The 22,482-nt window shown below is 71.0% G+C and carries 21 protein-coding genes; 16 read left to right on the top strand and 5 right to left on the bottom strand.

Annotated features, from left to right (window positions below; translation table 11 throughout):
- Nucleotides 1-37: 37 nt before the first annotated feature.
- From G361_RS0114825 to G361_RS0114815, 3 genes are all read left to right on the top strand, one after another.
- On the top strand, nt 38-994 hold the full coding sequence (locus G361_RS0114825) for an LLM class F420-dependent oxidoreductase (RefSeq protein ID WP_026343045.1): 957 nt from the start codon (nt 38-40) through the stop codon (nt 992-994).
- The gene (locus tag G361_RS0114820; RefSeq protein ID WP_019927870.1) at nt 991-2,046 is read left to right on the top strand and encodes a CaiB/BaiF CoA-transferase family protein; all 1,056 of its coding nucleotides are present in this window, start codon (nt 991-993) and stop codon (nt 2,044-2,046) included. The genes G361_RS0114825 and G361_RS0114820 overlap by 4 nt, the downstream gene beginning before the upstream one ends.
- A gap of 83 nt (nt 2,047-2,129) precedes the next feature.
- The gene (locus tag G361_RS0114815; RefSeq protein WP_019927869.1) at nt 2,130-2,717 is read left to right on the top strand and encodes a Uma2 family endonuclease; all 588 of its coding nucleotides are present in this window, start codon (nt 2,130-2,132) and stop codon (nt 2,715-2,717) included.
- 96 nt (nt 2,718-2,813) lie between these two features.
- Here G361_RS0114815 and G361_RS0114810 read toward each other — a convergent pair whose 3' ends face one another.
- A complete protein-coding gene (locus G361_RS0114810; RefSeq protein ID WP_026343044.1) occupies nt 2,814-3,872 on the bottom strand; it encodes a ferredoxin--NADP reductase in 1,059 nt (352 codons plus the stop codon).
- Between the two features lie 140 nt (nt 3,873-4,012).
- On the opposite strand from G361_RS0114810, the gene G361_RS0114805 reads away from it, so the two are divergent.
- The 7 genes from G361_RS0114805 to G361_RS0114775 all read left to right on the top strand — a co-directional run bounded on the left by G361_RS0114805 (nt 4,013) and on the right by G361_RS0114775 (nt 11,135).
- Nucleotides 4,013-5,422 carry a class I adenylate-forming enzyme family protein gene (locus tag G361_RS0114805; protein ID WP_019927867.1) on the top strand — a complete coding sequence of 470 codons (1,410 nt, stop codon included), beginning with the start codon at nt 4,013-4,015 and terminating at the stop codon, nt 5,420-5,422.
- Nucleotides 5,400-6,326 carry an acyl-CoA dehydrogenase family protein gene (locus tag G361_RS0114800; protein ID WP_019927866.1) on the top strand — a complete coding sequence of 309 codons (927 nt, stop codon included), beginning with the start codon at nt 5,400-5,402 and terminating at the stop codon, nt 6,324-6,326. The genes G361_RS0114805 and G361_RS0114800 overlap by 23 nt, the downstream gene beginning before the upstream one ends.
- Nucleotides 6,313-7,401: an acyl-CoA dehydrogenase family protein gene (locus tag G361_RS0114795; RefSeq protein ID WP_019927865.1), complete on the top strand. Its 1,089-nt coding sequence runs from the start codon at nt 6,313-6,315 to the stop codon at nt 7,399-7,401. Before G361_RS0114800 ends, G361_RS0114795 begins: the two co-directional genes overlap by 14 nt.
- A 1-nt stretch (nt 7,402) precedes the next feature.
- The gene (locus G361_RS0114790; protein WP_026343043.1) at nt 7,403-8,170 is read left to right on the top strand and encodes an enoyl-CoA hydratase/isomerase family protein; all 768 of its coding nucleotides are present in this window, start codon (nt 7,403-7,405) and stop codon (nt 8,168-8,170) included.
- A 273-nt stretch (nt 8,171-8,443) separates the two neighbouring features.
- Entirely contained in the window at nt 8,444-9,244 is an 801-nt protein-coding gene (locus G361_RS0114785; protein ID WP_081635389.1) for a hypothetical protein, read from the top strand.
- A gap of 266 nt (nt 9,245-9,510) precedes the next feature.
- Nucleotides 9,511-10,302 carry a hypothetical protein gene (locus tag G361_RS46970; RefSeq protein WP_019927862.1) on the top strand — a complete coding sequence of 264 codons (792 nt, stop codon included), beginning with the start codon at nt 9,511-9,513 and terminating at the stop codon, nt 10,300-10,302.
- An 86-nt stretch (nt 10,303-10,388) separates the two neighbouring features.
- Nucleotides 10,389-11,135, top strand: a complete 747-nt coding sequence (locus G361_RS0114775) for a hypothetical protein (protein WP_019927861.1) — start codon at nt 10,389-10,391, stop codon at nt 11,133-11,135.
- Between the two features lie 88 nt (nt 11,136-11,223).
- On the opposite strand, the gene G361_RS0114770 is transcribed toward G361_RS0114775, so the two are convergent.
- From G361_RS0114770 to G361_RS0114760, 3 genes are all read right to left on the bottom strand, one after another.
- Complete coding sequence (locus G361_RS0114770; RefSeq protein ID WP_036494123.1) at nt 11,224-12,195, bottom strand: SMP-30/gluconolactonase/LRE family protein; 972 nt, start codon at nt 12,193-12,195, stop codon at nt 11,224-11,226.
- A 222-nt stretch (nt 12,196-12,417) separates the two neighbouring features.
- Nucleotides 12,418-13,167: an SDR family NAD(P)-dependent oxidoreductase gene (locus tag G361_RS0114765; RefSeq protein ID WP_019927859.1), complete on the bottom strand. Its 750-nt coding sequence runs from the start codon at nt 13,165-13,167 to the stop codon at nt 12,418-12,420.
- Between the two features lie 7 nt (nt 13,168-13,174).
- Nucleotides 13,175-13,939: an SDR family NAD(P)-dependent oxidoreductase gene (locus tag G361_RS0114760; RefSeq protein WP_026343042.1), complete on the bottom strand. Its 765-nt coding sequence runs from the start codon at nt 13,937-13,939 to the stop codon at nt 13,175-13,177.
- Nucleotides 13,940-13,993: 54 nt separating this feature from the next.
- On the opposite strand from G361_RS0114760, the gene G361_RS0114755 reads away from it, so the two are divergent.
- The 4 genes from G361_RS0114755 to G361_RS0114735 all read left to right on the top strand — a co-directional run bounded on the left by G361_RS0114755 (nt 13,994) and on the right by G361_RS0114735 (nt 19,213).
- Nucleotides 13,994-15,439 (top strand): class I adenylate-forming enzyme family protein, encoded by a 1,446-nt coding sequence (locus tag G361_RS0114755; RefSeq protein ID WP_026343041.1) that lies wholly within the window; start codon nt 13,994-13,996, stop codon nt 15,437-15,439.
- Nucleotides 15,432-16,592, top strand: coding sequence for a thiolase family protein (locus G361_RS0114750; protein ID WP_019927856.1), 1,161 nt, complete (start codon nt 15,432-15,434; stop codon nt 16,590-16,592). Before G361_RS0114755 ends, G361_RS0114750 begins: the two co-directional genes overlap by 8 nt.
- A 235-nt stretch (nt 16,593-16,827) precedes the next feature.
- The gene (gene meaB / locus G361_RS0114740) at nt 16,828-17,670 is read left to right on the top strand and encodes a methylmalonyl Co-A mutase-associated GTPase MeaB (RefSeq protein ID WP_052172792.1); all 843 of its coding nucleotides are present in this window, start codon (nt 16,828-16,830) and stop codon (nt 17,668-17,670) included.
- 25 nt (nt 17,671-17,695) lie between these two features.
- Nucleotides 17,696-19,213 carry a carboxylesterase/lipase family protein gene (locus G361_RS0114735; RefSeq protein ID WP_019927853.1) on the top strand — a complete coding sequence of 506 codons (1,518 nt, stop codon included), beginning with the start codon at nt 17,696-17,698 and terminating at the stop codon, nt 19,211-19,213.
- 15 nt (nt 19,214-19,228) lie between these two features.
- On the opposite strand, the gene G361_RS43660 is transcribed toward G361_RS0114735, so the two are convergent.
- A complete protein-coding gene (locus G361_RS43660; protein WP_019927852.1) occupies nt 19,229-19,807 on the bottom strand; it encodes a TetR/AcrR family transcriptional regulator in 579 nt (192 codons plus the stop codon).
- Between the two features lie 418 nt (nt 19,808-20,225).
- On the opposite strand from G361_RS43660, the gene G361_RS0114725 reads away from it, so the two are divergent.
- Complete coding sequence (locus tag G361_RS0114725; protein WP_019927851.1) at nt 20,226-21,389, top strand: sulfotransferase; 1,164 nt, start codon at nt 20,226-20,228, stop codon at nt 21,387-21,389.
- A 7-nt stretch (nt 21,390-21,396) separates the two neighbouring features.
- Nucleotides 21,397-22,431, top strand: coding sequence for a hypothetical protein (locus tag G361_RS0114720; RefSeq protein WP_019927850.1), 1,035 nt, complete (start codon nt 21,397-21,399; stop codon nt 22,429-22,431).
- The last annotated feature ends 51 nt before the right edge of the window (nt 22,432-22,482 follow it).

Raw genomic sequence — 22,482 nt, 5'->3', positions numbered from 1 at the left:
CGCCACAGCAACAATCATTGAACACCTGGAGGACAACGTGCGCATCGGTGTGATGATCGGCCCCGAGAAGGGCGACGCGACCCGCAAACTCACCCGGATGCTCGCCGATATCGAGTGGGCCGAGGCCGCGGGCCTGGACACCGCGTGGATTCCGCAGCTGCCCAGCGACTTCGACGCGCTGATCACCATCGCACTGATGGGTATGAAGACCACCCGGATCGAATTGGGCACGGCCGTGGTGCCGTTGCAGGCGCAACATCCGATCGCCCTTGCCCGCCAAGCGGTTTCGGCGCACACCGCGGCCGCCGGCCGGTTGGTGCTGGGTGTCGGCCCGTCGCACCACTGGATCGTCAGCGATATGCTCGGCCTGCCCTACGAGAAGCCCGCCGCGTACACCCGCGACTACCTCGAGGTGCTGAACGCGGCGCTGGCCGGCCCCGGTCAGGCCGACGCCGAGAACGATACGTTCACCGTGCACAACCCGCTGGACCTCGGCCCGGTGTCGCCGCTGCCGGTCCTGGTCGCCGCGCTGGGCCCGGTGATGCTGCGCATCGCCGGCGAGCAGGCCGACGGCACCGTGCTGTGGATGGCCGACGAGCGCGCCATCGCCGACCACGTGGCCCCCAAGATCACCAAGGCCGCCGCCGACGCCGGCCGGCCGGCCCCGCGCATCGTCGCGGGCCTGCCGGTCTGCCTGTGCCGCCCGTCGGAGGTCGACGAGGCCAAGGCGCGCGCCAACCGCATCCTCGCCGAGGCCGAGACCTCGCCGAACTACCAGCGCCTGCTGGACCAGGGCGACGCGCAGAACGTCGGCGATATCTGCATCGCCGGTGACGAGGACCAGATCGCGGCCGGCCTGCGCCGCTACGCCGCCGCCGGCGCCACCGACATGTCCGTGCGCCTGCTCCCCATCGGCGACAGCCTGGACGAACTGCGCGAATCCAAGCGCCGCACCCGGGAGATGATCGCGAGCCTGGCCGCGGAGCTGCGGTGAGCGCGGCGGGGGAGGGGGATCCGGGTCCGCTCGCGGGCATCCGGATCCTCGAGGTCGGCACCATGCTCGCCGGCCCCTACGCCACGATGATGCTGGCCGACCTCGGCGCCGAGGTCACCAAGATCGAACCACCGACCGGCGAGATCTCCCGCCAGGTCAGCGACACCTATTTCGCCAGCCTCAACCGCGGCAAGCGCAGCATCCGCCTGGAACTCGGCACCCCCGAGGGCCAACAGCGCCTGCACGACCTGGCCGCGAATTCCCATGCGCTACTGGTGAACCTGAAACCCTCGGCGATCCGCCGCCTCGGCCTCACCTACGACACACTGCGCGCCTACAACGAGCGGATCGTCTGCGTCGCCATCACCGGCTTCGGCCTCGACGGCGGCGACGACCCGGCCTTCGACTACATCGTCCAGGCCGCCACCGGCGTAGCCGCCATGACCGGCGACCCCGCGGGCCCCCCGACCCTGCCCGGCTACTCCTCCGCCGACAACTCCACCGGCCTGACCGCGGCCCTGGGCCTACTGGCCCAGATCGTCTCCGGCCGCGGCGGCCAGGTCGACGTGAACCTGCGCGACGTGATGCTGTCCCAGCTGAACTACCACGCCTCGGCCTACCTCAACACCGGCACCGCCCCCACCCGCCGCCCCTTCGGCGCCCACTCGTATTACGTTCCGGCCCAGATGTTCCCGACCGCCGAGGGCCACCTGGCCCTGTTCATCACCCACGACGGCTTCTGGAAGACCTTCGCCACCGAGGCGTCGGTCGACGGCTTCCCCACCATGGCCGAACGCGCGGAACGCCGAGACGAGGTCCTCGCCGCAGTCAGGGCAGCCCTGGCCGCCGACACGGCCGTCAACTGGGAAAACCGCCTGCGCCCCTTGGGAATCCCCGCCGCCGCCGTCCGCACCCTCCCCGAGTCCCTCGACACCACCCCCCAATCGGTCATCACCGCCGGCGACTACCGCCTGGTGGGCAGTCCCATCCGCATCACCGGCCACACCCCGGCCTACGGCCCACCCCCGTCCCTCGGCGAACACGACGCCTGAAACCCGCGCCGCAGTCGCCCGAGCAGTCCCGATCGCTCACTAGGATGTGCGCAGGTACCGGTCCGAGGAGAGGCGAAGTCGAGATGGCCACGCCGGCATGGGCGGCGGATCCCGAGATGTCGATCATCACCGAGGATCGGTACTCGGCGCTGCCCGAGGACGTACAGCGCTCCATCGAGGTGGTCGACGGCCGAGTGATCTTCTGCCGCAGCGGAAGTCGACAACACAACCAGGTCGCCCGGCGTCTCGCGAACGAACTCGAGGCCGCCCGCCCCGAACATCCGCGCACGGCGGTACTGACGAATTTCGAGATGCACTACGTGGTGAGCCGCCCCAACAGCCCCGGATCCGCGTTCCGCCGTCCGGATGTGATCCTGCACCGATGCTTCGCCGAGGATCGCAAGCTCATGACCTCCGACGCCCTGCTGGTGGTCGAGGTCGTGTCACCCGGCCCGGAATACACCGTCGACAAGCACGCCGAATACGCCCGCGAGGGCATCCGCATCTACCTGATCGTCCACCTCGACGCCGAGCGTCACATCGAGATGATCCAGGAATATCGACTGGACTGGGCCAGTCGGACCTACCGGCTGACGGACACCCACCAGGAGCGTCTCGTCCTCACCGACCCGTTCCCGGTCGACATCGCCTTCACCGCCCTCGACGCCTGAGCCCGCCGAAAGCCCGATCCCGGCCGGTGACACGAATCCTCGAGCGGCGCAGCGGGTTCGGGCGCGATTGCCAGGGTGGCGAAAGCGCCCGACCGCTCACTCGTCGTACGTCACCGTGATCGACGCCGAATCCGGCACTCCCTGGCAGGTCAGGATGTACCCGTCCTCGACCTCGTCGTCGGCGAGAGCGTTGTTCTGCCGCATGGTCGCCTTGCCGTCGAGGATCTTGCCCATGCAGGTGGCGCAGTTGCCGGCCTCGCAGGAGAACGGGGGGCTCAGGGTGGCGCGGCGGGCGCTCTCCAGGATGGTTTCGCCGTCCTTGCGGGGGACCGACTTCTTCTTGCGGTTGAGGATGATCGTCACCGTGCCCTCCTCCAGCACCGCGGGGGCGGGCGGGGTGGTGGCGGTGGTGGCGCCCGCGGTCTTCACGGTGTCCGCGTCCGGTTCCTCGCCCGGGATGACCGGTGCGGCGGCGCCGAAGCGCTCGCTGTAGATCAGCCCCGGGCCGGGCAGGGCCAGCTCGATCATCTCCATGAAGGGTTCCGGGCCGCAGATGTAGCTGTCGGCGTGGCCGTCGACCCCGGCGAACTCGCGGATCGCGTCGGGGGTGAGGAAACCGGCGACGGCGTCCAGGTGGCGGGTCACCTCGAGCCGGTCCGGATACTGCCGGACCAGGTCGGCGAGTGCCTGCTCGAAGATCATCGACGGCTGGTCGCGGTCCGCGCACAGCAGCCGCACCCGCCGCGAGGTGGTCGCCAGCGCGCTCTTGGCCAGCGAGATGATCGGCGTGATACCGCTGCCGCCGGAGAATCCGAGCAGGGGGACATCGGTGTCGCGCAGGCAGAACCGGCCCGCGGCCTGGCTGATCTCCACCTCGTCGCCCTCGGCGAGGTTGTCGTGCATCCAGTTGGAGACCGCGCCGCCGGGGACCCGCTTCACGGTGGTCATGAACTCGGTGTCGGTTTCCGGCGCGCTGGACATCGAATAGGACCGGAACAGCTCGCGGCCGTCCACGGCGACCCGGAACGTGCAGAACTGCCCGGCCCGGTAGGTGATGGGCGCGTCGTGGGGCGCCAGCACGAACGTGCGGGCGTCGACACTCTCCTTCACGATCCGGGTCACGGTCGCGCGCTGAAACATTGGGGGTCTCGCCATGAACCGCCACCTCCTGGTATTAAGATTCTAACGTACAGAGAATACTATTCTCACTTACGAGACGAGATCTTCTCAATCTTGCCGCACGACGGCAAGCGCCGGGAGCGGGGATCGTGTCGCCGGACAGGAGTAGGGCAGGGATGAACGAGCCGATCGCGCTGGTCTTCGACGACCGCTCGTATTCGCGCACCCGGCTCGACGCCCTGGCCCGCGGCCTGGCGGCCACCCTGCGCGAGCGCGGCGTGCGCCGCGGCGACCGGGTGGCGCTGATGTCGGGCAACCGGCCCGAATTCGTCGTCGCGGTCCGCGCGATCTGGCAGCTGGGCGCCTCGGTGGTGCTGATCAGCCCGGCCTGGAAGCGCGCCGAGACCGAACACGCGCTGATCCTCACCCAGCCCGCCGCGGCGGTCGGCGACCAGCCGGTCCTGGCCGAACTCATGCCGATGCTGTCGCTGGACGAGCCGATCATCCCCGTGGTCTGCCCCGACACCGTGCCCGAACCCGAGGCCGAGGCGGTGCTCGTGTTCAGCTCCGGCACCACCGGCCTGCCGAAGGCGGTCCGGCACACCCACGCCTCCTTCGCGGCCGCGGTCGAGCACTGGCGGGTCGCGCTGGCACTCACCGCCGCCGACCGCATCCAGGTGCTCACCCCGCCCTCGCACATCCTCGGCCTGCTCAACATCGAGACCGCGCTCGCCGTCGGCGCCCGCATCCGCCTGCACCGCCGCTTCGATCTGGACCGGATGCTGAAATGCATTGCCGAGGACGGGATCACGGTGGAGATGGCGGTGGCGCCGATCGCCCTGGCGCTGGCCCAGCACCCGGATCTGGAATCCTACGACCTGTCCTCGCTGCGCTACATCATGTGGGGCGCCACCCCGGTCACCGCCGGTATCGCCGAAACCGTCACGCGCCGAACGGGTGTCGGCTGGGTACCGGCCTACGGCGCCAGCGAGCTGCCGGTGATCGCGTGCAATCCGATCGAGGGCGCCCGGCTCGACAGCGTCGGCCGGGCCGTACCCGGGGTGCGGGTCCGCGTGATCGATCTGGACACCGGAGAACCGTTGCCGCCGAACGGGATCGGTGAGATCCAGTTGCGCTCGCCGTCACTGATGAGCGGCTACCTGCCCGACGACGCGAACGCCGACGCGTTCGACGACGGCTGGTACCGCACCGGCGACGTCGGCTCCGTCGACGCCGAGGGCTGGATCCGGCTGACCGACCGGTCCAAGGAGATGATCAAGGTCAAGGGTTTCCAGGTGGCGCCGGCCGAGATCGAGGGCGTACTGCTGAGTCATCCCGGCGTCGTGGACGCCGCGGTGTTCGGCATCCCGGACGAGGCCGACGGCGAGGCGATCGTCGCGGCGGTCGCGGTGTCCGCCGTCGCGCCGCCGACCGAGGAGCAGCTGCGCACCCTCGTCGCCGACCGGCTCGCCGGATACAAGCGCCTGCGCCGGGTGCTGTTCGTGCCCGAAATTCCGCGCCTGCCGTCCGGCAAGGTGCTGCGCCGAGTTCTCAAGGAGCAGTATGGACGTTCGACTGACCAGTGAGCAGCGGCAGCTGCGCGACGCGGCCGCCAAACTGGCCTCCGACCTGGGCCCCGGCTCGGTGGCCGAGCTCGACGACACCACCCGGCTGACCCGGCTGGAGAAGGCCGTCGACAACGCCGGCTGGCGCGCGTTGCGCTCCGACGGCGCCTCCGGCGTCGAGGTGGCGCTGGTGGCCGAGGAATTCGGCCGCGGCCTGGTGGACGTGCCGTTCCTGGGCCCGGTGCTGGCCGACGATCTGCGCGGCCAGCCCGACGGCGACACCGGCGCCTGGACCGTCGCCGTCGACGCCGGACCCCGCTTCGGCGGCCTGCGCGCGATCGACGCCCGCGGCGCGGATCACGCGCTGGTGGTCACCGACGACGCGATCCGGTCCGGCGAGGTCGGCGAGCCGCTCGCCGGCGCCGACCCCACCCGCGTCGACGCGGCCCTGACCGGCGCGTTGCAGTCGATCGGCGATCTGTCGGCCGACCAGGCCGCGCAGTGGCACGCGCTGGCCCTGGTGGCGACCACCGCCGATCTGCTCGGCGCCGCCCGCGGCGCCCAGACCCTCGCCGTCGAGTACGCGAAAATCCGTGAGCAGTACGGACATTCGATCGGCTCGTACCAGGCGATCGGCCATCTGCTGGCGGAGAGCCAGGCGTTGATCGAGGGTTCGGTCAGCGTGCTGCGGCACGCCGCCTGGGCCGTCGACGAGCTGCCCGCCGCCGAGGCGGTCCAGGCCGCCCGGATCGCGAAACTGTACTGCGCCCGCGCCGCCCGCACCATCTGCGAGACCTCGATCCAGGTGCACGGCGGCATCGGCAACACCTGGGAATGCCTCGCGCACATCCACCTTCGGCGCGTGCTGACCTCGACCGAACTGTTCCCCGTCCGCCTGGAGGAGATCGACCTTGGACTTTCGTGACTCACCGGAGGAGGCGCAGTTCCGCGCCCGGCTGCGCACCTGGCTGGCCGATATCGCCGGCACCTTCCCGACCTCGGGCGACGAGTACTGGGCCAAACAGGGCGAGTGGCATCGCGCGCTGTACGAGGGCGGCTTCTTCGGCCTGTCCTGGCCGAAAGAGGTAGGCGGGCAAGACCTTCCGCCGGTCTACGACGTGATCTTGGACGAGGAGCTGGCGATCGCCGGCGCGCCGCCGCGGCCGAGCCTGGGCTATCTGGTGGTCGGCCTCGGCCATCACGGCAGCCCGGAACTGCAACAGCGTTTCCTGCCCGGCATGATCAACGGCACCGAGCGCTGGTGCCAGGGCTTCAGCGAGCCCGGCGCCGGATCCGATCTGGCCTCGTTGCGCACCACCGCGACCCGCGACGGCGACGAGTACGTCCTCAACGGCCACAAGATCTGGACCAGCTACTCCGACGTCGCCGACTGGTGCCTGCTGCTGGCCCGCACGGATCCGGAAGCGCCTCGGCACAAGGGCATCTCGGCCTTCGTGGTGAAGATGAAGCAGCCCGGTATCGAGCAGCGGCCGCTGAAGATGATCAGCGGCGTCACCAAGGAATTCGGCCAGGTGCTGTTCGACGGCGCCCGGGTGCCCGCCGATCAGATGGTCGGCGCGCCGGGGGAGGGCTGGAAGCTGGCGATGACCGTGGTCGGCCACGAACGTGAGCCCTCCACCCTGGGTTTCGCGGCCCGCTACGGAAAACTGGTGCGGCAGCTGGCCACTCGCGTCGACGGCCCGATCCCGGCCGATCTCGCCTGGGCCGCAGTGGAAGTCGAGATGCTGCGCCTGCACGTGCGGCGGCGGCTGTCCGAACAGCTCGACGGCATCGTCCACGGCCCCGACGGCTCGCTGGACAAGCTGCTGATGACCTGGGTCGACCAGTCGGTCGGCCACGCCGCGCTGGCCGTCGGCGGCACCCGGGACCCGGAACTGCTCGGCTCCTACATGTACAGCCGCGCGCAGAGCGTCATGGGCGGCACCTCGCAGATCCAGAAGAACATCATCTCCGGTCGCATCCTCGGATTGGGAGCCTGACTTGTACGACATGCCCGATGCGATCCGCGTGGAGGCCGAAGGGCCGCTGCGGATCATCACCCTGAACCGGCCCGAGCAGCTGAACGCGGTCGACGACGATCTGCACCACGGCCTGGCCACGCTGTGGAACCGGCTGTCCGCCGACCGCGGCGCCCGGGTCGCGGTGCTGACCGGCGCCGGCAAGGCGTTCTCCGCCGGCGGCGACTTCACCTACCTGAACGAGCTGCGCCAGAACGACGAGCTGCGGGCCAAGACGATCGCCGACGGCCGCGACATCGTGCTCGGCATGGTCCGCTGCCGGGTGCCGGTGGTGACCGCGGTCAACGGTCCCGCGGTCGGCCTGGGCTGCAGCCTGGTGTCGCTGTCGGACATCGTGTACATGGCCGAGACCGCGCACCTGGCCGATCCGCACGTCCAGGTGGGCCTGGTCGCCGCCGACGGCGGCCCGCTGACCTGGCCGCTGCACACCAGCCTGTTGCTGGCCAAGGAGTACGCCATCACCGGCGCGCGGATCACCCCGGACCGGGCCAGGGAGATGGGCCTGGTCAACCATGTGGTGGCCGATCCGCTGACCGAGGCCCTCGCCGCCGCGAAGCGCATCCTGGAATTGCCGCAGCAGGCGGTGGAATCCACCAAGCGCATTCTGAACATTCATCTGGAGCGCGCGGTGCTGGCCACCCTGGACTACGCGCTGAGCCAGGAGAACCAGTCCTTCCAGAACGAGGATTTCGCGGCGATCGTCACACGGCTCACCGCCAAGAAGGGCTGAGCGCCTTACCGATACGAGCATTTGTGGCCCGGGGCATCGCCCCGGGTCACAGTCGTTTCCGGGATATCTCGAACACGGTTCACGATCGCAGTATTGGAATTCCGGATCGGCCCTCGATGTGGCCGTACCCGATGGGCTTGACTCCGGAGTGATCACCGAATGGACCGGTTCGGGGGAGGCGGACCGGGATTTTCGGGGATAACTCGGCGCGATATCGGAGGCGGCGGTGCCGTGCCGGGGATTCGTGGTCCCCTGATGGAAAGTTGCATACAGATGAGGAAATCCACTGCGTGTGCGGTGTTGCTGGCCGGCGCGCTGAGCGTCGCCTGCGGCGCCGCGAACGCCGAGCCGGTCACCGATCCGGCGCCGGCGCCGCAGCCTGTGCCGAATCACCAGGCGGTCGAACTGAACGGTGTTCATTTCACCGTCGACCGTGACGGCGGATCGATCGTGGTATCGGCGCCCGACGGCGCTTTCGAAACCGTGGACGGCAGTGTCGTCGTCCGGGACACGGCCGGCAAGTTCAACGATTCGCTGCCGTTGTCGTACCGCAAGGACGATCAGGTGTTCCCGATCGCCGCGCAGCTCGGTGACCACAGCGTGCGGCTGACCCCGGCGCTGACCGACGGGCACAAGGTCGCCGACCCGATCACCCGCGCGGATATCGCGCACGCGCAGGAGGTGGCCGCGGCCGCTCCGGTGTCCGAGTCGTTCTCCCCGCGCGACCTGGCCGAACTGCAGATGTTCGGCGGCCGCGCCGGTATCGCCGCGGTGCTGGGCGCCGTGGTCGGCGCGGTCGTCGGCGGCACGCTCGGCTGTGTCGCGGGCGCCGTCGTCGGCTCGGTCTCCGCCGCGATCACCACGCTGCTCAGCGGCGTGATTCCCGGCATGGTGGTCGGCTGCATCGCCGGCATGGCGACGGTGGGCACCGCCGGAACCGTGACCGGCACCGCCCTGGTCGGCGGTCCGGTCCTGCTGTGGTCGGCCTACCAGTACTTCTCCACCGTGCTCGTGCCGTGCCCCGTGCCGGGGCCGACCTGCGTGGATCCGGGCGCACCCGCCCCGGTCAAGTAGGTATTCGCCACCACGGCAACACTTTCCGGCCCCTGGACCGACGGTCCCGGGGCCGGTTCGCGTATCGCGGTCCATTGCATTCTTCATGATCGCAAACATCTCGAGAGATCGCTGTGTGTTGTCTACTCGGGCCAGATCACCGCGGGCACTGACATGGGGATGGCAGAGCGGGTACGCACGCCCGCGGGGATCCGTGTGCGGCCGGGACCGAAGGCAGCGGTCCCGGCCTCCGCACACGAACACCTCGAGGAAAGTGAATACAGTTGATGAGGAAATTCACCGCACCCGCGGTGCTGGCCGTCGGCGCCCTCGGCGTCACCATGGCCGTCGCGCACGCGGAGCCCGGTCCCGCCGGACCGCCGGATCGGGTGCAGACCGCGCTCGACCATCAGGCCGTGGAGATCGACGGCCTGCACTACACGATCGACCGCGACCGCGCCTCGATCGTGCTCGCCGCGGCGGACGCGCACTTCCGGCTCGCCGACGGGCGCGTGCTCGTCGAGGACCGGGCCGGCGCGTTCCAGGATTCGGTACCCCTGACCTACCGGATGGACGATCGGGCCTTCCCGATCACCGCCGAATTCGTCGACGGTGGCATCAAGCTGACGCCGGCGACCGTCGGTGGCGTCCCGGTCGCGGATCCGATCACCCCGGCGGATATCGCGAAGGGGGAGCCGATCGCCGAATCCTTCACCCCGCGGGACGCGACCGCACTGGGCATGCTGGCCAGCCGGGTCGGTATCAGCTCGGTCATCGGCGCCTCGGTGGGCGCCCTGCTCGGCGCCGGCGGCGGCTGCCTCGCGGGCGCCGTGGTCGGCTCGGTGTCCACGGCGATCACCACCCTGTTGTCGGGTGTGCTCCCGGGCGCGATCGTCGGCTGCATCGCCGGCGCCGCCGCGATCGGGTCGGTGGGTACGCTCGCCGGCGCCGCACTGGTGGCCGGTCCGATCGTGCTGTGGTCGGCCTACCAGTACTTCTCGACGGTGTTCTCGCCGTGCTACGGGCCGGGGGCGTTCTGCGTCGATCCGGCGCAGCCCGCACCGCCGCCCGCGAAGTAGCGGATGGCCGGAACCCGCTGCGGCCGTTGCACTGTCGGGAACAGGGGTGCGGCGGCCGCGGCGGGTTTTCCCGTACGGTGGGAAATATGGGGTACTACGATTCCAACTGTCTGGTCACCGGGGTGAGCCTGCGCCCGGTCGATGCCACCCTTGTTGTGCTGCAACGGGTCCCGGGCGGCTACCGGCCGATCACGTTGGGTATGACCGGTACTCACGATCGCGCCGGTGCGATCGACGGCATCGAGGAGGACCTGAACACCGAACTGGTGGTCCGGTACTTCCGGGACCGGCAGCGCGACGGCCGCTTCGAGGCGCCCGAATGGGATTGCGGCGACACCGATGTCGACGTCCTGATCGCCTGTATCTCCCGCACCTGCGGCGCGGTTGCCTTCCCCGACTTCCCGGCCGGTTTCCCGGTGCTGACGGCCCTGGACGGCGCGATGATCGTGCCCGCCCTGATCGCCCGGCCGATCTGGGACGCGCTGACCCGGTCCGCGGCGCGCGCGGACGAGAGTGTGGCACAACAGTTCGACCGGATCTTCGGCCCCGGATCCCCGGCCGGCGAGATCTACCGCGAGCGCCTCACCGATCTGGAGAAGCCGATCCGGGAACTGGCCGCGGTCACCGACTATCTGTCCGCCAACGGATTGCCCTGGGCCCCACCGCCGGAACCGGCCCAGCGATACCCCACGGTCGGCTACGGCGCCATCCACACCGGCGGCGACGTCCGCGACTACCTGCGCCGCGCCCGGCGCGACCACGCCGACATCCCGGACGTCCACGCGGCGCTCGTCGACTACCACGACGCCGCCCGGGAGCTGAGCGACTGGTAGGCGGGCCGGGGTACGCGCGGCGGCGATACCCGCGTCGAGCGCGGCTACCGGGCCGCGTCCCGGCCTGTGCGGCAACGGAATCCGGCGCTCAGCGCATATCCGGGTTCGGCGGGGTCAGGTCGACCCCGGGCGGCGGCCGCAACCGGCGCAGCGCCCCGTCCATCGCGGTGACGTACAACGACCACCCGTCGCCGTCGCGTTCGATGCGCACCGAGCTGACGCCGTCGGGCACCTGCCGCACCGGATTCGGCGTGATCAGCCCCGTGACGACGGAGCAGACGGCCCCCGTCGCCGGATCGGCCCGATACACCGCACCGGCGACCTGATCCGCGAAATACACCGGGCCCGAACGGGTCGCATCCAGATCGTCGGGCAGCGCGGCCAGCGCCGGCGCACCGAGGACCACGGTGGGGTGGTGCGGATCTTCCAGTGGCACCCGGTAGATCTGCGCGGTCAGCGTCGTCGCGTAGACCGCCGTGCCGTCGCCGGACAACGCGAGACCGTTGGGCAGCGCGAGATCCGACCAGCCCGGGGTGAATTCGCCGCTCGACGGCCGGTACCGGGAGATGCCCTGGGCGCTCCCCGGCGCGGACGAGGCGATCAGCAGATCCCCGTCGGGCAGCCGCAACAGCCCGTTGGGCATGTCGAGTCCGCCGAGCAGATCGGTGAATTCACCGGTCGCGGTGTCGTAGCGGTGCAACGCACCCGGGGGCCCGGGGAAATTGTCCCCGGTGCTGAAGTACACGTACCGGCCGTCGAACCGCACGCCGCCGGGATGGTCCAAACCTGTTGCGAGCGTGTCGGTCTCGCCACCGGACCGCAGATGCAGCAGCTCACCGGCGACCAGCGCGGAGACGAAGAAGCCGCCGTGCCCGTCGGAGTCCAGATTCTCCAGCTCCCGGTGCCCGCTCAGCAGCGTGGTGGACTGCCAGCCCGCGGAACAGTCCCCGGCCGGAGCGGCCTGTGCCTGTGCCGCGACATCGATCATCCCCGCGGCGACCAGCACTGCGACCCAACCGGCGCGCAACCGCCCGCGTCCCCACCCGCTTCCGAACAGCATGGGCGCCAATCTATCAGCGACCTCACACCCGCGCGCGGTTCCGAAGTGCCCGTGCGGTACCGAATCTCGCGAGTTCGCGGCGATCGGACCGTGCGACGCCGGAATCGGACCGAAATCCCGGACACACCGGTCGGCGAACCGGCCGGACCGCCGCGTGGCCGGGCGCCGAACGCACTCGGCCCGGCCGTCACGGAGACGGCCGGGCCGAGTACAGCGGCGCGATCAGCCTTGCGCCACCAGCGATTCCGAGCGCTGGACGGTGCCGGTGATGCCGGTGGCATCCTGTCCGGCCAGCAGTACGGCGGCATTCGCCATCGCCTCCGGCGGCTCGACGGCCTCCGGTGGGATCTGCACGCCGCCACCACCGGCCGCCCACCCCTCGGTGAGCACCACCCGGGACGGGCTGAGGCAGTTGACGGCGATGTTGTCGCCCTTCAGATCCGACGCCAGTCCCAGATACAGCCGCTCGGCGGCCGCCTTGGACACCCAGTAGGCGTTGGCGCCCCGGTCGATCATGTCGACACCGGTGGTGGTGATCGCGATCAGCGAGCCGCCGCCGCGCGCCCGCACGTGCGGGATCACCGCCTTCGTCACCAGGAACACCCCGGTGAGGTTGACGTCCAGGCACAGCTGCCACCGCTTCAGCGGGGTGGACTCGATCGGGCCCATCCACAGCACCCCGGCGTTGGCGACCAGGATGTCGATACCGCCGAACGCGTCCACGGTCGACTGCACCGCCGCGTTCACCGACGCCTCGTCGGAGACGTTGCACGGCACCGGCAGCGCCCGGCCGCCGGCGGCGGTGATCCGGTCGGCCACCGCACCGATGGTGCCGGGCAGCTTGCCCTCGGTCTCCGAGCGCGCCGCCACCGCGACCGTGGCCCCCGCGGCCGCCAGGGCCTCGGCGACCGTGGCGCCGATCCCGCGGCTGGCCCCGGCGACGAAGGCGACCTTGCCTGCCAGCGAAGTCATCGCGGGCTCACTTCGGCGGGAAGCGGAGCGCGCCGTCGAGCCGGATGACGTCGCCGTTGAGGTAGTTGTTCTCGATGATCGACTGCGCCAGCTGCGCGTACTCCTCGGAGCGGCCCATGCGCTTCGGGAACGGGATCTGCGGGGACCAGTACTGCTCCAGCTGGTCGGCGGCCTTGCCGTACGCGGGGGTGTTGATGGTGCCCGGCGCGATGCCCATGACGCGGATGCCCAGCGGGGACAGGTCGCGCGCGGCGACCAGGGTCATGCCGATGACACCGCCCTTGGCCGCGGAGTAGTTCAGCTGGCCGATCTGGCCCTCGTACCCGGCGATGGAGGCGGTGTTGATGATGACGCCGCGGGCGCCCTCCTCCAGCGGCTCGGTCTTGGCCATGGCCGCCGCCGCCAGCCGCATGACATTGAACACAGCGGTCAGGTAGAACTCGATGGTGATCTTGAACCCGTCGAGCGGCAGCGGGGACCCGTCCTTGCCGACGAGCCGGCCGCCCTTGGCGGGGCCGCCGTGGGTGTCCACCGAGATGCGCAGCGGGGCCAGGGCCTCCGCCTCCGCGATCGCGGCCAGCACCGATTCCTCGCTGGTGGCGTCGGTGTGCACATAGCGGATGCCCAGCTCGTCCTCGAGCTGCTTGCCCTTCTCGTCGGCGACATCGGCGACGACGACCTTGGCGCCGGCGGCGTGCAGGCGGCGGACGGTGGCCTCACCGAGACCACCGGTACCGCCCACGACCAGCGCAGAGCTTCCATTGATCTGCATAGTGCTTACCCTCTCTTGCAACTAGGACTCTCTTGAGGTGAGAATAATATTCTCATGAACATCAGCATGATCCTAGACATGGCCGTATCGGCCGGAGAACGACCGGTGATCACGGTCGATGATCGGTCGTTGTCGGCCGCGGACCTGCTCGCGCAGGCGCGGCGGGCGGCGGCGCGCTTCGGGCAGTACCCGGCGGTGCTGTATCTGGGCGCCAACCATCTCGCGTATCCGGTGGCGCTGTTCGGCGCCGCGCTCGCGGGCGTGCCCTTCGTCCCGTTGAACTACCGCCTCGGCGACCAGCAACTCAGCGCGCTGATCGACCGGCATCCCGGCGCGCTGGTCCTGCGCCCGGCCGATCTCGACGACCTGGTCGCCGGGGACGCCGGCGAGGCCCCCGAGATCGAGGCGCCCTGGGACGGTGACGCGGTCGCGGTCATCATCTACACCAGCGGCACCACCTCGGAGCCGAAGGCGGCCCTGCTGCGGCACCGTCACCTGATGGCCTATCTGCTCAACACCGTGGACTTCGGCGCCGCCGAGGAGGGCGCCGCCTCCCTGGTCGCGGTGCCGACCTACCACATCGCGGGCCTGACCAACCTGATGTCGAACCTGTACTCCGGCCGCCGGGTGGTCTACCTGTCCGCGTTCGACGCCGCCGAGTGGCTGGCGACGGTGCGGCGCGAGCAGATCACCCACGCGATGGTGGTGCCGACCATGCTCGCGCGCATCGTGGCCGCCGTCGACGGCGAGGACGCGAACGTGCCCACGCTGGCGAGCCTGTCCTACGGCGGCGCGCGCACCCCGCGGCCGGTGCTGGAACACGCCCTGCGGGTCTTCCCGTCGACCGGATTCGTCAACGCCTACGGCCTGACCGAGACCGCCTCCTCGGTGGCGGTCCTGGGCCCCGACGATCACCGCGAGGCGTTCGGATCCGACGATCCCGCGGTCCGCGACCGGCTGGGTTCGGTCGGCCGGTCGCTGCCGGGTATCGAGATCCAGATCCGCAGTGAGGCCGACGAGCCGATCGGCGCCGGCGAGACCGGCCTGGTGTTCGTCCGCGGTGAGCAGATCTCCGGCGAATACGGCGGCCGCAGCGCGCTGGATGCCGAGGGCTGGTTCCCCACCCGGGATCTGGGCCGCCTCGACGCCGACGGTTACCTGTTCATCGAGGGCCGCGCCGACGACACCATCATCCGTGGCGGTGAGAACATCGCGCCCGCCGAGATCGAGGACGTGCTGCTGGAACACGCCGGCATCACCGAGGTCGCGGTCATCGGCGTCCCCGATCCGGAGTGGGGGCAGCGGCTGGTCGCCGTGGTCGTGGTCGCCGACGGCGCCGCGCCGCTCGACCCGGAGGAACTGCGCACCTGGGTGAAGGACCGGCTGCGGTCCTCGAAGACCCCGGACGCGATCGTGTTCCGCCCCGAACTGCCCAAGACCGAAACCGGAAAGCTGTTGCGCCGCAACCTCGTCGCTGAAATGGAGAGCTCCCATGCCTGAAGCCGTCATCGTCTCCGCGCTACGCGCGCCGATCGGAACCGCCCGCAAGGGCACGCTGCGGGACACCAACGCCTTCGATCTGTCCCACCATGTGGTCAGCGCGGTCGCCGAGCAGCTCGACGGCGCGCACGTCGACGACGTGATCCTCGGCGAGGGCCGTTACGGCGGCGGCGTGCTGGCCCGCCACGCGGCGATCACCGCCGGGCTGACCGGCTCCTCGGGCCTGGCCAACAACCGGCACTGCGCCGCGGGGATGGCGGCCGTGCAGTCCGCGGCCGGCAGCATCCGCGCCGGCATGGACGAGCTGATCATCGCCGGTGGCGTGAACTCCGAATCCACCTCGCCGCGTTCGCGTTTCCGCATCGGCCGGGACGAGGAGGGCAACGAGCAGTGGCAGGATCCGTGGACCTCGCCGAGCCATCCGGAGCGGGCCGACGCCCCCACCATGGACATGTCGATCACCGTCGGCTGGAACACCGCGGTGAAGTCGGGCATCTCCCGCGAGGAGCTCGACGCGTGGGCGCTGCGCTCGCACCGCAACGCGATCGCCGCGATCGATGAGGGCCGGTTCAAGGAGGAGATCGTCCCGATCGAGACCCCGCACGGCCTGTTCGCCGTCGACGAGCACCCGCGCCGCGACACCAGCCTGGAGCGCCTGGCGGGCCTGAAGGTCCTGCACCCGGAGATCGAGGGTTTCAGCATCACCGCCGGTAACGCCTCGGGCTCCAACGACGGCGCCGCCACCCTGGCGATCGCCAGCGACCGCCTCGGCCTGCCCGCCCTCGGCTACATCCGCTCCTGGGCGTCGGTCGGCGTCGACCCGGCCGACACCGGCCTGGCGCCGATCGAGGCGATCACCAAGGCCGTTGCGCGCGCGGGCATCTCGCTGTCCGCGGTCAAGCTGATCGAGATCAACGAGGCCTTCGCCTCGGTCCCGATCGCCGCGATCCGCGCCCTGGATCTGGACGAGCAGATCGTCAACTACTCCGGCAGCGGCTGCTCGCTGGGCCACCCGGTGGCCGCCACCGGCGCTCGCATGATCGTCACTCTGGTGCACGAACTGCGCCGCCGCGGTGGCGGTTTCGGCATCGCCGCGCTGTGCGCGGGCGGCGGTATGGGTTCGGCGACCGTCATCGAGGTCCCCGCCCCGTGATCCCGGGCACGTCGCCCTCGGCCGCACCGGGTTTCCCGGCTGCGGCCGTGCGGCGGTCGCAGGATGCGGTCGCGCGGCCGCGGCCCGGCGCGGCGCGGTGGCGGCAATCGCACCCGGCCGTGCCACACCGGCCGAATATCGCTCGGCCGCAGACGTTCTCGGTATCGCTCGGTCGCGAACGGGAGGCGCTGTGACAACCGTCGCCGAATTGCTGGCCGCGGCCCGGTCCGGCTCGATGCGGGCCACCGGTCGGCTGCTGAGCCTGATCGAGAGCGACCGGCGCGACGAGGTCCTGGCCGTGCTCGAACCCGGGCCGATCCGGGTGGTCGGCGTGACCGGCCCGCCGGGTGCCGGTAAGTCGACCACCATCGCCGCGATGGTCGCGGGCTACCGTGCCCGCGGTCAGCGGGTGGCCGTGCTGGCAGTGGACCCGTCCTCGCCGTACAGCGGCGGCGCGCTGCTCGGCGACCGGATCCGGATGGCGCAGCACATCAACGATCCCGACGTGCTGATCCGCTCGGTGGCCACCCGCGGCCATCTCGGCGGCCTGGCCGCCGCGGTACCCGCGGCCATCCGCCTGCTCGGCGGACTCGGCTACGACCTGATTTTGCTGGAGACCGTCGGCGTCGGACAGTCCGAGATCGAGATCGCCGCCGTCGCCGACCCGACCCTGGTGATCCTGAATCCCGGTGCCGGAGACGCGGTTCAGGCCGCGAAGGCGGGCCTGCTGGAGGTCGCCGACATCCTGGTGGTCAACAAGGCCGACCGCGAGGGCGCGGACCGGACCGTCCGCGAACTGCGCCAGGAAACCCACGCCCCCATCCTGAAACTCGTCGCCGCGCGCGACGAGGGCATCCCCGAACTGCTCGAGGCCGTCGACGCCCACCACCGCACCGACACCCCCGAGCGCCGCACGGCCCGGGCCCGGGCCCAGATCCTGTCCCTGGCCCAGACCCGCCTGCGCACCCATCCGGACCTGGACACCCTCGCCGCCGCCGTGGCCGCCGGGCACGGCGACCCCTACACCGCCGCCGAAAACCTGCTGCGCCCGGCCGAATCCGAGGCGGCCCTACCCTGACCGGCCCGATCGTGAGGAGCTGTCGATGACGACGCTACCGGCCGAACCCGAGGTGCGGACCACCGCCGGGACCGTGCGCGGACGCCGCGAGGACGATCTCGTGGTGTTCCGCGGCATTCCCTTCGCCCAACCTCCGGTGGGGGAGTTGCGATTCGCCGCGCCACGACCGGCGCGGCGGTGGGACGGGGTGCGCGAGGCGTTCGCGTTCGGCCCGCCCCCGCCGCAGGACATCGTCGTGCCCGGCCGCACCGGCGGCCTGTCCGGCGTCGCCACCGGCGACGACTGGCTCACGGTGAACGTCTGGACGCCGCAACCCGATCCGGCCGCGCACCGCCCGGTCCTGGTCTGGATCTACGGTGGCGCCTACAAACTCGGCTTCGCCGGCAGCCCCGGCTACGACGCGCAGCACCTCACCCGCGCCGGGGACCACGTCGTGGTCAGCTTCAACTACCGCGTCGGCATGGAGGGATTCGCCCACTTCGCGGGCGCACCGGCCAACCGCGGCCTGCTCGACCAGGTCGCCGCACTGGAGTGGGTGCGCGACAACATCACCGCGTTCGGCGGCGACCCGGATCGGGTCACCGTCTTCGGCGAGTCGGCCGGCGCCGGATCCCTCGCCGCACTGCTGGCCATGCCCCGCGCGAAAAACCTGTTCCGGCAAGCGATCCTGCAGAGCCCGCCCGGCACCTTCCACTCCGACGACCTCGGCCGCGACATCGGCGCCGCCCTCGCCGCCGGCCGGGGCCTGCGCGCCACGGCAGACGACCTGGCCACGGTCGACCCGCACGAACTCGTCGGCGCCGCAGCCGGACTCACCGCCGACCTCGGCTGGGACCGCACCCGCTGGGGCGCGGTCGCCGACACCATCACCCCGTACTCACCGGTCGTGGACGGCGACGTGCTACCCACCGACCCGTGGACCGCCCTGTCCGCCGGATCCGCCCGCGACGTGCGAATCATCTTGGGCCACAACCGCAACGAGAGCCGCCTGTTCCTGTTCCTCGGCGGCGCGCTCCCCGGTATCGACGACACCCGCGCCGACGCGGCCCTGCGCACCTTCGGCCCCGGCGCCGACCCGGAGCAGACCTATCGCGCCGCCCACCCCGACGCCGCGCCGGAACAACTCCTGGAATACGTCCACTCCGACTGGCTGTTCCGCATGCCCGCCCTCCACCTGATCCAGGCCCAGCGCTCTGCCGGCGGCACCGCATACGGCTACGAAATCGCTTGGCCCGCACCGGGCAACGCGGCCCTGGGCGCCTGCCACGGCCTGGACGGCCCCCTGGTCTTCGGCACCCTCACCGCCCACCTCGGCCCCCTGCTGTTCGGCCCGGAACCCTCCGCCGAAACCCGCACCCAATCGGCCCGGATCCAGCGCGCCTGGACCGATTTCGCCGCCACCGGCGACCCCGGCTGGCCCGCCTACGACACCCGCGGCCTGTTCCGGGTCTTCGACACCGAACCCACGGTCACCCCCTACCCGGAAGCGGCCTCCGAAAAACTCTGGGCCACACACAAGTTCGCCGCCCTGCCCCTGTTGTGAACCGCACCGCCGGGCTCACGTACCCGAGGGCGGATCGTCCTGCCGGACGGCCGCCGCGATCCTCTCGATCGCCCAGGTGAGCGCCCGCCCGGCCTGCCCGGCATCGAGCTCCCACAGGGTCGACAGCCGCTCGAAAGTGCCCGGATCCCACAGCAGGTCGAGCACCGCGACGGCCATCCGCCGCTGCTCCTCCGGCCAGTCGGCGGCCTCCGCGGCCACGGCGGCGACCAGCGCCTCCCGGCGGTCGGTCTCGACGGCGGCCAGGGCGGGCTCCTGCGGCCGTTCGATCGACCAGTGCCGCACCGCGAACGACGGCAGGCTGGTCAGGACGCGCGCGGTCACCGGCGCCAGATCGGCCAGGCGCAACCCGGAGTAGGTCACCCCCGACTCCTCGGCGAGCCGTCGCATGATGGCCTCGTGCAGATCGTGCTCGGTGGGGAAGTGCCGATACACCGTCCGCTCGCTGACCCCCGCCCGCTCGGCGACCGCCCGGAAGGTCAGACCACGCCAATCCCACGCCGTGAGTCCGTGCACCAGCTCCGACCCGGCCGCGAGGATGCGATCACGCGTGCGGGCGGCCCGCTCGCGCCGCACCGGGCTGTCGTAGGCCCGCCGCGATCCCGTGACCGGGTCCTCGGCCGGCTCCGGGACCGCCGTCGATTCGGTTGCGCGGGGGCCGGTTTCGTTCCCCTCGGGTGCGGGGGAGCGGTGGTTTGCGTCGATCGGGCGAATCTCCTGTGCGCGGGGACATATTCATGTCATGATACTGTCGCGAATTCAGCCGGGACCGACACTCGGCCGGTCCCGCGAATGCTACCGGCCATCCGCCGCTCGCCCGCTCCACCGGACGACCCGGCGGGGGCGGGAGCGTGCCGCTCGCCGGAGATCCCGGACCCGGGCGGTGACCACGCGGATCCGGTGCACGGCAACCACGCACCACCCGCGGCAGCAGCGGCCGGACGGGGCGCCACGACGGCCGGGCGGCTGCCGCCGATCGATGAGAGATGTTCAGATGGCGATCCACGACGATCTGCTGACCGAGGCCCGCTCCCGGACCGGCCTCGACGACTTCGGCGACGACTCCTACCGGGAAGGGCTCGAGCGACTGCTGCGCGCCCTGCGCACCGAGGCGAAACTCAACGCGACCGGCACCGCGTTCCTGCACCGGATGCTGCTGGAACAGCTCTCCCAGCGGTTGCAGGTCGAGGACTGGTACCGGCGGCATCCCGAGATCGAGGACGAGTCGATCACCGCGCTGATCGGCCTGGGCCTGCCGCGCACCGGATCGACCGCGCTGTCGCAGCTGCTGGGCGCCGACCCGAATGCCCGTTCGCTGCGGCAGTGGCAGGCCGGGCACCCGTGCCCGCCGCCGTCGACCGTCTCCGGCGCCGACCCCCGCCTCGGCCTGACCGCCGCGGAGGGCGAGGAACGCGATCGGCAGTCGCCGCGCCGGCGAAAGCTGGTGCCCTCCAGTACCACCGGCGACGGCCCGGCCGAATGCCACGACCTCATGGCCCTGGACTTCAAGTCGCACTACTACCAGGCCTTCGCTCGGATCCCCTCGTACTCGCACTGGTTCGCGCACGAGGCCGACCTCACCTCCACCTACCGGTACGAACTGCGCGTGCTGAAACTGCTGCAGTGGGGCCTGCCCGCGCAGCCGTGGCGGCTGAAGTGCCCCACCCACCTGCTGTTCCTGGATCAGCTCGACGAGGTCTTCCCGGACGCGAAATTCGTTCAGACGCATCGTGATCCGACCGAGGTCATGGTCTCGGCGGCCGATCTGTACGTGACCATCGCGAGCGTCTACAGCGACGACGTCGACCCCGCGTACATGGCGGCGCTGAACCTGGAGCACTGGACCCTCGGCATCCGCCGCGGCCTGGCCTTCCGCGACCGGGCCGGCGACGACCGCTTCCACGACATCGATTTCCGTGCGATGCAACGGGATCCGATCGGCGAGATCACCCGCCTGTACGCCTGGCTGGGTGAGCCGATCACCGACGAGTTCGCCGCCGGCATGCGGCACTGGTGGCACGAGAACGCCGAGAACCGCGAGGCCAACGTCCATCCCGACCCCACCGCCTTCGGCCTGGACTTCGACGAGGTCCGGCCGCTGTTCGCCGATTACGTCGCCCGCGCGGCGGCGTGGACGGCCCCCACCGACAAGGAGTGATCGACCCATGACCATCGACCTGACCGGCGGCATCCCCGCCGACCGCGAGAACATCTTCGCGCAGCGGCCGGAGAATCCAGAGATGCGGGATTCGGTCAGCATGTGGATCTTCGACGATCGCGGCGCGGTGGCGCTGCCCCGCATCGGCATCGAAGCCGTTGCGGCGCAATGGGACGACCGCGATCACCAGCTGAACCTGACCCTCGCCGACGGCCGCGCCTACCGGCTGCGCGAGCCCGGTAAGGCGCATCCGGTCCTCGACGGCAGCGGCCGGCCCGCCGTACTCGGCGCGGGCCCGCTGGCGTTCCGATGTGCGGAACCGTTCCGCACCTGGACCGCGACCTTCCGCGGCGCCGCCGTCGAAACCTCCACGGCCGCACTGACCCGCGCCGCGGTGGACGGCCCGCGGGTGGATCTGGAATTCGAGGTCGAGGCCACGATGGCGGTGCCGCCGTGGATCCAGGGCTCGCTGCTGCCCGAGGCGAAGGCGCTGCTCGACGGTTCGGTGGAGGGCGATCTGATGGGCGGCCCCCGCTACGAGCAGCTGTTCCGGGCCCGCGGCGTGGTCCGGGTCCGCGGCGAGGAGCACGACTTCACCGGCGGCGGCCTGCGCATCCGCCGCCAGGGCGTGCGGCAGCTCACCGAATTCTGGGGCCACTGCTGGCAGTCGGCGGTGTTCCCGAGCGGAAAAGCGTTCGGCTACATCGCCTATCCGCCGCGCGCCGACGGACGGCCCACCTTCAACGAGGGCTATCTCTTCACCGGCGACGGCGACCTGATCCCCGCGCGGGTGGTCCAGGCGCCGTGGCTGTCGCGCGTCGTCCCCACCGGCGAGGACGTCTCGCTGGTGCTGGAGTCCGAACAGCTGGGCCGGGTGCGCATCGGCGGCGAAACCCTCTTGGCCACACACGATCTCACCGATCGCGGCAACTTCCCGGCCCTGCAGCAGACCGCCGTCCGCTACACCTGGGACGGCGAGGACACCTACGGCATGCTCGAGCGCTCCAGCATGCGCGACAAGGTCGAGGGACTCCCGGCATGAGTGGCATCGGCGGCGGTGATCGACCCGGATGGGCGCCGACGATCGGACGTG

The sequence above is a fragment of the Nocardia sp. BMG111209 genome (assembly GCF_000381925.1).
In the GTDB taxonomy this organism is placed as follows: domain Bacteria; phylum Actinomycetota; class Actinomycetes; order Mycobacteriales; family Mycobacteriaceae; genus Nocardia.
Note: the sequence above shows the minus strand (reverse complement) of the source record. Positions and strands in the feature narration are given on the sequence as shown.